Annotated in this window: 10 protein-coding genes and 1 tRNA gene; 4 read left to right on the top strand and 7 right to left on the bottom strand. The window is 65.1% G+C overall.

What is annotated here, in order from left to right:
- Nucleotides 1-219: 219 nt before the first annotated feature.
- Nucleotides 220-296 (top strand) — tRNA-Met (locus DFR50_RS25480).
- Nucleotides 297-459: 163 nt separating this feature from the next.
- Here DFR50_RS25480 and DFR50_RS25475 read toward each other — a convergent pair.
- The 4 genes from DFR50_RS25475 to DFR50_RS32315 form a co-directional block, all read right to left on the bottom strand.
- On the bottom strand, nt 460-2,934 hold the full coding sequence (locus tag DFR50_RS25475; RefSeq protein WP_113892082.1) for an arylsulfatase: 2,475 nt from the start codon (nt 2,932-2,934) through the stop codon (nt 460-462).
- Between the two features lie 64 nt (nt 2,935-2,998).
- Nucleotides 2,999-3,181 carry a DUF1214 domain-containing protein gene (locus DFR50_RS25470; RefSeq protein WP_113892081.1) on the bottom strand — a complete coding sequence of 61 codons (183 nt, stop codon included), beginning with the start codon at nt 3,179-3,181 and terminating at the stop codon, nt 2,999-3,001.
- The gene (locus tag DFR50_RS32320; protein ID WP_170153390.1) at nt 3,178-3,339 is read right to left on the bottom strand and encodes a hypothetical protein; all 162 of its coding nucleotides are present in this window, start codon (nt 3,337-3,339) and stop codon (nt 3,178-3,180) included. The genes DFR50_RS25470 and DFR50_RS32320 overlap by 4 nt, the downstream gene beginning before the upstream one ends.
- Nucleotides 3,340-3,472: 133 nt before the next feature.
- Nucleotides 3,473-3,628, bottom strand: coding sequence for a hypothetical protein (locus tag DFR50_RS32315; RefSeq protein WP_170153387.1), 156 nt, complete (start codon nt 3,626-3,628; stop codon nt 3,473-3,475).
- Nucleotides 3,629-4,237: 609 nt separating this feature from the next.
- Between DFR50_RS32315 and DFR50_RS25465 the strand changes: the two genes are divergently transcribed.
- Genes DFR50_RS25465 through DFR50_RS31695 form a run of 3 tightly spaced genes read left to right on the top strand, consistent with a single transcriptional unit; the run spans nt 4,238 to nt 6,482 of the window.
- The gene (locus tag DFR50_RS25465; protein ID WP_113892080.1) at nt 4,238-5,314 is read left to right on the top strand and encodes a PilN domain-containing protein; all 1,077 of its coding nucleotides are present in this window, start codon (nt 4,238-4,240) and stop codon (nt 5,312-5,314) included.
- Entirely contained in the window at nt 5,311-5,871 is a 561-nt protein-coding gene (gspM, locus tag DFR50_RS25460) for a type II secretion system protein GspM (protein ID WP_113892079.1), read from the top strand. Before DFR50_RS25465 ends, gspM begins: the two co-directional genes overlap by 4 nt.
- Nucleotides 5,853-6,482 (top strand): hypothetical protein, encoded by a 630-nt coding sequence (locus DFR50_RS31695; RefSeq protein ID WP_147262922.1) that lies wholly within the window; start codon nt 5,853-5,855, stop codon nt 6,480-6,482. Before gspM ends, DFR50_RS31695 begins: the two co-directional genes overlap by 19 nt.
- A gap of 35 nt (nt 6,483-6,517) precedes the next feature.
- On the opposite strand, the gene DFR50_RS25455 is transcribed toward DFR50_RS31695, so the two are convergent.
- The 3 genes from DFR50_RS25455 to gspD all read right to left on the bottom strand — a co-directional run bounded on the left by DFR50_RS25455 (nt 6,518) and on the right by gspD (nt 10,021).
- Entirely contained in the window at nt 6,518-7,021 is a 504-nt protein-coding gene (locus tag DFR50_RS25455; protein ID WP_147262921.1) for a tetratricopeptide repeat protein, read from the bottom strand.
- A 118-nt stretch (nt 7,022-7,139) separates the two neighbouring features.
- Nucleotides 7,140-7,583 (bottom strand): prepilin peptidase, encoded by a 444-nt coding sequence (locus DFR50_RS25450; protein WP_245428142.1) that lies wholly within the window; start codon nt 7,581-7,583, stop codon nt 7,140-7,142.
- A gap of 197 nt (nt 7,584-7,780) precedes the next feature.
- On the bottom strand, nt 7,781-10,021 hold the full coding sequence (gspD, locus tag DFR50_RS25445; protein WP_113892076.1) for a type II secretion system secretin GspD: 2,241 nt from the start codon (nt 10,019-10,021) through the stop codon (nt 7,781-7,783).
- Nucleotides 10,022-10,118: the final 97 nt, after the last annotated feature.

The following is a 10,118-nucleotide window of genomic DNA, read 5'->3' as shown; positions in this document are numbered from 1 at the left end:
CTCGGCCGTCAAACGCCTTAGCGCCAATGGTACTCTGTCTTAAGACATGGGAGAGTAGGTCGTCGCCAGGCCTGCAAAGCACGGAAACGAAAACCCTTCCTCTTCAACGAAGCGAACCGCGACAGCGCCGGGAGCGCACGGCCCAAAGCCGCAAGCCCCTGGCGTGGCGATCGGCGATGATCCGCCCGTCGCCCCGTCGCGGAGCGCATCACCCTCTGCCGCGGGGTGGAGCAGCCCGGTAGCTCGTCAGGCTCATAACCTGAAGGCCGCAGGTTCAAATCCTGCCCCCGCAACCAGCCTTCCAAAAGCCCCCGGCAAACAAAGCCGGGGGCTTTCGCATGTCCGGGACCGATCGCATCGGGGCGTCCGCCACGCCCGGATGACTCCCATCCGTCGACCCGGGCCGCGGGGTCCCGCTCGACCGATGTCCCGATCTTCCGTCCAAACGCCGTCCCGGCGTCACTTGCCGTCGATGTCCGGAACGTCGAGGTTGGCGTTTCCGCCGAGAAGGTCGATGTCGACCTCCGCGATCGCGCCGGTGTATTTGAACGGCATACGGTCGGCGTAGTCCTCGAGGATCGGCGTCCCGCGATCCTCGCCGACGTCCAGCGTCTCGTCGACCGAGTAGATGAACGGGACCGTGTGGCTGATCGTGGTCCTCGCCGCTTCGGCGCCGTCAACCTTGAGCACGTAGGTCCCGCCCTTGCCGAATTCGCCCTTCTTGCCGTCGTAGGCGAAGTCGACGCTGACGACATGGTCGCCGGGCGTCAGCTTGTTCGGGCCGGCGATGCGGATGCCGTCGTTCGGCTGCTGGCTGTTCTTGTAGGCCCACACGGGCTTGCCATCGAGCGCCACCAGACCCCAGCCGGCGAACCGTCCGCCCTGCGTGATGACCACGCCCTCCGCGCCCTCGGCCGGCACGTTGAGCGTGGCGGTGATGGTGTAGGAGGTGTTCTTGACCGTCGGCGCGGTGCCTTCGGGGATGCGCACCGTGCCCTGCCGGAAGACGAAGTGCGAGCGTCCACGCGTCAGGCTCGGCTTCTGGAACACCGCCTCGACCGTCGCCTGTGGACTGAAGTTGAGCGGCAGCGCGTTGTTCCGTCCGGCTTCCGCCCACCAAAGCTCCTCCATCTGCTTCAGTTTTTCTGGATTGACCTTGGCCAGATCATTGCCCTGCGAAAAATCCTTGTGGAGATCGTAAAGCTCCCAGGTGAAGCTTTCCGGCGTGACGCCCTTCGGCTCCGGCAGCCAGGCGAAGACGAGCGGCGTGGTCGAGGCCATCCAGCCGTCGTGATAGATGCCGCGATTGCCGAACATCTCGAACAATTGCGTCGTCCGATGCGACGGCGCCTTGGCGTCGTCCCAGGTGTAGGCCATCGACACGCCGTCGATCGGCAGTTGCTTGACGCCGTTGATCGTCTCGGGCGCCTGCACCTTCGCCGCTTCCAGGATCGTCGGCATGATGTCGGTCACATAGTGGAACTGCTCGCGCAGAGCCCCGACGTCCTTGATGCGCCCCGGCCAGCTCATCACCATGCCGTTACGGGTGCCGCCGAAATGACTGGCGTAGCGCTTGGTCCACTGGAACGGCGTATCGAACGCCCACGACCAAGGCGCCGGCATGTGATTATAGTGCATCGGCCCGCCGAGTTCGTCCTTGATCGAATAGAGATAGTCGAAGCTCTCTTGCGCGCCGTCGCCGACGACGGCGACCTCGTTCGCCGTGCCTTGCAGGGTCCCTTCGGCGCTGCCGCCATTGTCGCCCTCGATGAAGATCACCAGCGTGTTGTCGGCGACGCCTTCCTGCTTCAGCGAGGCGATCACGCGGCCGATGTTGTAGTCGTCATAGGCGAGGAAGCCCGCGTAGATTTCCGCCATGTGGGCGAAGAGCTCCTTGTGCCTGGCGTCGAGCGAGTCCCACGCGGGCAGGTTGGCCGGACGCGGCGTCAGGATCGTTTCCTGCGGAATGATTCCGGCCGCCTTCTGGCGCGCGAACGATTCCTCGCGAAGCTTGTCCCAGCCCTGGTCGAACTGGCCCTTGAACCTGGCGATCCATTCCTTCGGGACGTGATGCGGCGCGTGCGTCGCGCCCGGCGCGTAATAGGCGAAGAACGGCTTGGACGGCGCGATCGCGTGCTGCTGCTGGATCCAGTGGATCGCCTGGTCCGCGAGGTCGGCGTCGAGGTTGTAGTTGGCCCGCGCTTCTCCGGTCAGCTTCTCCTTGGGCTCGACGGGAATCGTGTTCTCGAACACCGTCGGGTCCCACTGATCGGTGTCGCCGCCGATGAAGCCGTAGAAATAGTCGAAGCCGAGTCCGGTCGGCCACAGGTCGAACGGACCGACGGCGCTGCTCTGCCAGGCCGGCACGTTGTGGTTCTTGCCGAACCAGGCAGTGCTGTAGCCGTTGCCGCGCAGGATCTCGCCGATCGTGCCCGCGCTCTTCGGCATCACCGAATCGTAGCCCGGATAGCCGAGGCTGCGCTCCATGATGATCCCGGTATGGACGGTGTGCTGGTCGCGTCCAGTGATCAGCGCCGCACGCGTCGGGGAGCAGAGCGCCGTGGTGCTGAACGCATTGTACTTGAGGCCGTTCGCGGCGAGCGATTCCAGCGTCGGCGTCGGCACCGGCCCGCCGAACGTGCTGGCGGCGCCGAAGCCGACGTCGTCGGTCAGGATGACGACAATGTTGGGCGCGCCCTCCGGCGCCTTCACCGGCTGGGGAAAGTCCGGCTTCGAGTCGGCCGTGGTCCGGCCGATCACGCCTTTGAACGCGGGATCGGGGTAAGGCAGGACGGATACGTTCGGAGGCCCCGAGGTCCCGCCCTGCGGCGTCGCGCCTTGGGCGAGCGCGCTCGGCGGAGCGGCGACAAACAGGACGCCGACCGACGCCGAAATGATCCCCACTGCGAATTGGCCCGCAACCGAACGATTCATGAAACCCTCCAGCCTTCCCGGCGAACCCCGATCGAACGCTTGCGCTCGCCTCGAGACCTACGCCCTATTTGTCCTGCACGACTTCCGGCAACGCATACTCGCCCTTCAGCGCCTCGGCGCGCGGCTGATAGAGCCTCAGCACGAGATAGAACGGCCCGGCGGGCGTCGGCAGCCAGTTCTTCGCTGCGTCGCCGTCCGGCGCGGCGTGGCGTAAGGCGACGGTGATCGAGCCGTCCGCGGCGGTCACGAGTCCCGGCGTATCGCCGCCCCCTGGGCGAGGACTTGCGGGGTGACCGGGGTGGTCAGGAGCGCGTCGGGCGTATCCTCGGCGGCGCGGGCGGGAGCGAGCGCCAACGCGGACATCGCGAGGGCGAGGGCAAAGGCTTTCTCGACGATCAACGGCATCACGTTTCTCCGGGTGTTTCGTCGTCGTATGGTTTTCGCCGTTGCGGCGTCACGGCTGGCGGTCTCCCGCTGCCGGCGATGACGTCGGGGCCGCTGGCTTGTCGATGTTGGGCGTCCTGATCCGGCGCCCGCGCTAACCGAGGTCGGCATTGCCGAGGTCGCCGGCGATGATGAAGACGATGTTGGGGCGGCCCGCTGGCGCCTGCGCCCAGGCGGCGACCGCCGGGACGGCCGCCGGGGCGGTCAAGGCCGCAACGGGCGTGAGATGTCGAGCGCTGCCGAGCGCCATGGGAGCCTCCCTGACTTGAACCGCATTCGGCGATCCTGCGCCGCCGTCGAGCCTTGTACGCCTCCGCCCATAGCCTGGATTCCGGGCGAGGATTGACCGCGTACGGCCAATGCGTCAGGGGCCGCGAATTTTATTCGCAACCCCGTGGGTCTGGCCGCCGGCGAACCGGGTCGCCAAGGTCCGCCGCCATGCCGCGAACGGCAAAATGGCGAACAGGGGGCAGCCCCAAATCGTTCGCCAACTCTCTGCGGCGGGGCGCACCCGCCGGGAGCCGCCAGGCTCATGACCTGAAAGGCCCCAGGTTCGGATCCTGCCCAAGCAACCAGCTTAACGCTCTGTCAACGGAAGTCGACACCGGTGACGATCGCGCGATCAATCGGTTCAAACCGCTGGCATTCGACGCGCTAACGCCGATTCTGGTTTGCTTTCACAAGTGGAGATGACGCCACCGTCAAATTCCAACCACGGCCGCGACGGCGCCGCCTGCTTTTCACGCGCCCCTTGTCACTGAGGTGAAACCTTTCGAGGACATGACGGGGCCGCCTGTTTTGGACTACAAGAGCAACGGCGATTTCGAAGGGGCCAAGATCCAGAAGGCGTACCCGGCCAATGAACTTTCTGCGTCAATTCGTCTTGTGGCTGTCGCGTTGGATCGATGACGCGGCCTTGGCGATCCTGGCGATCGTCAACGCATTTCGGCCGACAAGGAAATTTCAGGCCATCGAACAGGATGGCGTCGCATTCGTTGTGAAAGCGTCGCGGAGGCGATCCGCGCGGCCGATTGTCGGAGCGACCCTGCGCTTTGTCGAAGGGAAATTCGTCGGAGACGAGTCAGCCAAGATTCGTTCGCAGCTGGCGGGAGGACAAATCGAGCTCGTCCTGGCGAGGCGGCGCTTCGTGTTCCGTTACCTTGAGTTGCCGACGCAGGCCGCAGGTTTTCTCGACGCCATCATTCGATCGCAAATTGACCGGCTGACGCCCTGGAGTCCGGCGCAGGCCGCCTTCGGCTTCGACCCGCCGAAGCAAACGTCGACCGGCCGGATCGGCGTTGTCGTCGCCGCCACCGCACGATCGGCGCTGACGCCGTTTGTGGTGGCGCTCGGGGCGTTCAAACCGAGTTCAATCGTCGTTTCCGCGGCCGCCGAGGCCGGGACCGACGAGCGTCGAACGATCGTTTTTTCGCAAGAAGCCGATCGCGAACTTTCGATGCGGCGCCTGCGTCGCGTTCTGGCGGCGGCGCCGGTCCTGGCGGGGCTGGCGGCTCTTGCGGCGTTCGCGGCTCGGCTGCAGGTCGGCGCCGATCTCGAAGACACGCAGCTTCAGGTTTCTCGGCATATGGCCGAGAGGCGCGCAGCGCTCTCGAGCGGGCGCGCCGACGTCCTGGAAAACGCGACGGCGAAACTCGCGCAAATGAAACGGGAGTCGCCGCCGTCGGTCATCGTGCTCGAGTCGCTATCGCAGGCGTTGCCGGACGACACCTATCTGACGGAACTGCATATTGTCGACGGCAAGTTGGAGATCACCGGCGTGACGCGCGAAGCTGCGTCCCTGATCCGCATTATCGAGCAAACGGAACAGTTCAAAAACGCCACTTTCTTTGCGCCGACGACGCGCGCTCCCATGGAGACCGGCGAACAGTTTCATATCGAAGCTCAGCTGGTCGCCACCGATCCGGCCGTTCCATGAGCTTGGCGAACCCGACGACAGGGTCCTCTCGCCGACGGTGGCTGGCGCTGACGACCTACCTGACTGCGCTGGTCGGACTCACGGCGGTCGCCGTCGCCATGATCTCTAACCTTTGGGACTCTTACGCGGCGCTGGACAAAAATCGCGCCCTTCTCGCTCGTCTCGATCGGCAGATGGAACGGACGACGCCGCGCCAGGACGCGGCCAGCGGTGCGGTCAACGGGCCGCCCTTCCTGGTCGGCAAGACCATCACCATCGCCGGCGCGGCTTTGCAGGAGCGCGTCGAGGCCGCGGTCAAGAGAGCAGGCGGCAACGTGCTTTCGTCCCAGATCGATTTGCAGGGGCCGCGATCCGCGGAAGGATTTGTCGGCCTGACCGAGAGCGTCGAAATCGGCCAGGCCGGTCTGCAACCGCTCCTTTATGATCTCGAAGCCGGCATGCCCTATCTTTTCGTCGAAAACCTCGCGATACAGGCCCCGCAGGCATTTGGAGAGGCGGAGGGAACTCCGATGCGCGTCCTCCTTGGAGTGTCAGGGCAATGGCGCGAGCCGCAGTGAGACGCCTTCCCGCGGCCGCGGCCATCGCCGGGCTTCTGGCTGGACTCGCCGGAGGGGTCGCGCGCGCTGGCGACGTCTCTCTCGCGGCGATCGAGACCGACAGCGGCGATCGCGGCGCGAACAGCGCGCTTCAGTCTGAAGGCGGAGCCCCGGAACCCGAACCCGCTGCAACTGGCAATCCCTTGTGGGCCATTCCCATTTCCAAGCTTTCCGCCACGCGCGAAAGACCGCTGTTCTCTGTGTCGCGCCGGCCCCAGACGCCGGCCGCGCCGGCCGCGCCGGCCGCGCCGGCCCCGACGCCGACCCTCGTCGCACGACCTGCTGCGCCGGAGACGCCGCCTTTGACCCTGGTTGGAACCATCATCGGCGCGGGCAGTCGAATCGCGATCCTCTACGACGAGTCCTCCAAGATTGCCTCCGGAGTTCGGGAGGGCGAGCGCGCCTCAGGGTGGACATTGCGCTCCGTCGATCCGCGTTCGGCCACATTGGAGGGGAACGGCCGAATGGTGACGCTCGATCTTCCGGAGCCCGCTGCGCAGCCAAGCCCAAAGCCCAGCCTCTCGACGCCGCAGAGACGACGCCGTTTGCATGAGGGCTCGGACGGGCTTTGAGCCGGACTTTGTTCCTCGGCTTGTGCCGGAGCGCATCACCAAGTCGTGTCCAGACGCCAGTTGAGCGCCAGATACGGTTCGGGCCGCCATTCGTACGCCAGTCGGCGGGACTCCGCGAGTTGCGCTTCGCTCATCTTCGAGGCGATCGCATCGCGAATAAGCACCCAGCGGCTACGGAATTGCGGCTCGGCGTGCGCCACGGCGAGGTTCAGCCACGCCTCGGCGAGCACGAAGTCCTGCGGCATGCCCTGGCCTTTGTCGTACATCATGCCAAAGAAGTATTGCGCCGTCGGAACTCCGGCCGCCGACGCGAGATGAAGCCAGTACGCGGCGACGGCGAAATTCTGCGGCACGCCTTGGCCTCGCAGATACATGACGCCGAGATAGGTCTGCGCACGCGCGTCACGCTGCTCAGCCAGCGGCAGAAAGATTTCGGCCGCGCGCACGTAGTTCTGCGCCGCGTAAGCTCGCGACCCGGCTGCAAAGGACTCGGCGCGTACCGGCCCTGCAACCGCCGACAGCAGGAGAAAGAGGAACAACAGACGGACGCCGGCGCCCCTCCAGGCGCGTGGGCGTCGGGCTTCGCATCCCGTCTGGCCGGCGTTCCATCCCCAGATTTCGTCGCCGCTGGTCGCCCTCGACACGCGCAAGCCTCCATCAGAGCGTCTGCTGAATCGTGTCCATCACCCACCCCAACCATATCGCAGGCGCAAAAAAGGCTCCGAACGGAACCCGGCCGGCGGCGCGAAGGAGACGCGACCGCTTCCGCTGACGAACGACGTAGGCGGCCAGCGCCGCGAGCGCGGCAATTTCGATGGCGATCGGCAACATTGGCAAGCTCAACCAGGCGCCGGCTGCTCCAGCGAGTTTTACGTCGCCAAGACCAAGGCCATCGCGCCTGCGAAAACGCCGGTAGGCGATCCGCACGAGCAAAAATAGTCCCGCCGCGAACGCCGCGCGGGCAAGCGCCATCAGCGGGGCTTCCAGGCCGGAGTCGGGGTTCGCGGCGGCGGCGTGGATGACGCCGAGCGCGAATGCGCCCCCGCTCAGCGCGTCGGGAACGACGTAACGCCGAGCGTCGGCAGATGCGACGCCGAGCATCGAAAGGCCGAGCGCGCCGCCAAGCGCCCCCTCGATCCCCGGCGCCGCCGCCAAGCTGAGAAGCAAGACGACCGCGCCCGCGAGGCTCCATCGAAGGCTCAGGGTCCGCCGGAGATCCGCTGTCGGAGGGCGATCAGCGCATTCAAACGCCATGCCGGCCTTCGGCCGATCCGAAGCGACGCCAGTTTCGCGGGCGGTCACTGGAGCGTCCTGTGGGGTTCGGGCAGGAGCTTGGGCAGTCCCAGCGACCCCAGTTGGCCGCCGCGCATTTTCGAGCGCAGTTCTTCCGCGACGACGGACGCGTCAGCGCCGTCATGGATGATCTGGGGCCGAATGAAGAGGATCAGTTCGGTGCGGACGATCGCGTTGTTCTTCGACCCGAACGCGTCTCCGACGACGGGAATTCGGTCGAGGATGGGGATGCCCGTATGGGCGACGCTTTGCGTTTCACTGATCAATCCGGCGAGCAGCACGGTCTGGCCGTTGGCGACGGACAATTCGCTCTTCACCCTGCGCTCCGAAATCGTCGGCGTCAGATTGGTGGTGGACGTCGCAGCGCCGCCGGAGGTGAGATCGCTGACCACGGCGCTGATTTCCTGCTCGATGTCGAGAAGAACGGTGCCGTTCGAATTCACGCGCGGCTGGACCTTGAGGATTATGCCCGTGTTCTTATAGTCAACAGTATTCACCACCGCATTGTTGGCGCTCAGCACGGTCGCGCTGCCGGTCGTTATCGGCACCTGATCGCCAACTTCAAGCGTGGCGGGCTGATTGTCGACGACCACAAGGGACGGGTTCGAGAGAATCTTGACGTCGGTGTACTGGTGCAGCGCGTTGATCACCACCCGCGGCGAGAGCGCGTTGCCCAATACGACGTTGAATCCCGGGAGGGTCGGCGTGATGGGCAGCGAAGTTTGAGAGACGTTGAGTACCGACCCCTTGTTGAGGAAGAACTGCACCCCGTAGTCCAACTGGTCGTTGAGCGTGACCTCTGCGATTGTGACGTCGATGGCGACTTGCAGCTTTGGACGGTCAAGCTGGTTCAGGGCGCGCTCGATGATCCGGTAGTCTTCCTGACTGGCGTAAACAAGAATAGAGTTGTTGGCGACGTCGGCCGTGATGCGCACATTCGGCAGGGGCGCGCCGCCAGCGCCCCCACCTCCGCCGCCTCCGGCGCCCAAAGGTCCCAGAGTCCCGGCCGTCGAGATTGCAGCCGCAGCTTCCGCGCTCTGAGCCGCCGTCGGGGGCGCGTTAGCGCTCGGTGTTTCCTGTCTCAGGCCGCCGGTCAGTCGGTCGACCGTGCTCAATGTCGTAGCACCTGCATTCGGCGCGATCTGATTGGCTGGCGCCTCGAGCCCCGTGGACCCGCTGCCTGTGAACATGTTGGCGAGGAGGGTGGCCATCTGCTTTGCGTCGCCGTATTTGACGCGATAGACCTTCACTCCGGTGCTCGCCACCGAAGACTTGTCGAGTCGCGAAATCCAGGTCGACGCCATCCGCAACAGTTGCGGTTTCGAAGCCACGACCAGAATCGAGTTTTGGCGGTCGACGGCCTGGAATTTCACAAGATTATGGCTGAGCCCGGTCTCGCCCGAGTCCATGATCTTTTCCAATTCCGTGACCAATGTCGCTGACGCGCCGTTGTATACCGGATAAATCCCGACGGATTGGCCGCGCAGCCAGTCGACATCGAAAGTGCGAACCGTCTCGAGCGCCGTCTGGCGCTCGCTGCCGGTTCCCAAGACGAGCAGAATTTTGCCGCTGGGATCCGTCCGGATCGTGCCCGGCTTGGATTCGAAGCCCTCCATCAATTTGACCAGCGTTTCGCCGGAGACATACTGGACCGGAATGACGGTCAGCCCATATCCCGGCTCAGCCGCGCCGCCGGGGCCGGGGCGATCGATCGATCCGATCGCTCCGTCGGTCGCAGGCAAAATGCGATAGCCGACGGCGTCCCGAACCAGCAGGAGGTTGTTTACGCGCAAGGCGTTTTCGAGAACGAAAAGCATGTCGCTTTTTGCGATCGGACGGCCGGATGACAGACTGATTGTGCCTTGCGCTCGGGGGTCGATCGAATAGCCCGTATTCAGGATGTCGCCCAAGACGACCTTGGCGACCGTCGCGACGGGCGTGTCCTCGAAGTTCAGGGTGAACCCGCCCTCGCCGTCGTGCTCCGGCGCCGCACTGACAAGCGCTTCGACCGGAGAGCCATAGTAGCTGGCCCCCTTCGGCTCCGGTTCCCCGGTGTTGGCGTTTTGTGTCGCCTCCGGAAAACGAGGCTGGAGATCGGCCGAGCGAATGGCGTCGTAGGCGTTCGGCGGATCTTTGCTCGGCGGCGGCCCGAATGCGGTCGGCAGACAGCCGCCGAGCGACACGATCGCCAGCGCCGCCAATGTTTGCGGGAGTACCGTTCGAGAAGCAAAGCCAAGATTCCTCAATGGGCGTCCCCGGGTTCCGCAGGCACTAAGTCTTGAACGGATCGGCTCGACGCGTTAGTACCATTAACCCAGTGAATATCAAAATTGCGTGCCGGAA

The sequence above is a fragment of the Roseiarcus fermentans genome, from assembly GCF_003315135.1.
GTDB lineage: Bacteria > Pseudomonadota > Alphaproteobacteria > Rhizobiales > Beijerinckiaceae > Roseiarcus > Roseiarcus fermentans.
This window is presented reverse-complemented; position numbering and strand designations above follow the sequence as displayed.

What these genes read in the sequence shown, in the direction of transcription:
- DFR50_RS25475 (WP_113892082.1), bottom strand. Translation starts at nt 2,934, where the DNA reads ATGAATCGTTCGGTTGCGGGCCAATTCGCAGTGGGGATCATTTCGGCG.
- DFR50_RS25450 (WP_245428142.1), bottom strand. Translation starts at nt 7,583, where the DNA reads ATGCTCGGCGTCGCATCTGCCGACGCTCGGCGTTACGTCGTTCCCGAC.
- DFR50_RS32320 (WP_170153390.1), bottom strand. Translation starts at nt 3,339, where the DNA reads ATGCCGTTGATCGTCGAGAAAGCCTTTGCCCTCGCCCTCGCGATGTCC.
- DFR50_RS31695 (WP_147262922.1), top strand. Translation starts at nt 5,853, where the DNA reads ATGGCGCGAGCCGCAGTGAGACGCCTTCCCGCGGCCGCGGCCATCGCC.
- DFR50_RS25465 (WP_113892080.1), top strand. Translation starts at nt 4,238, where the DNA reads ATGAACTTTCTGCGTCAATTCGTCTTGTGGCTGTCGCGTTGGATCGAT.
- DFR50_RS32315 (WP_170153387.1), bottom strand. Translation starts at nt 3,628, where the DNA reads ATGGCGCTCGGCAGCGCTCGACATCTCACGCCCGTTGCGGCCTTGACC.
- gspM (WP_113892079.1), top strand. Translation starts at nt 5,311, where the DNA reads ATGAGCTTGGCGAACCCGACGACAGGGTCCTCTCGCCGACGGTGGCTG.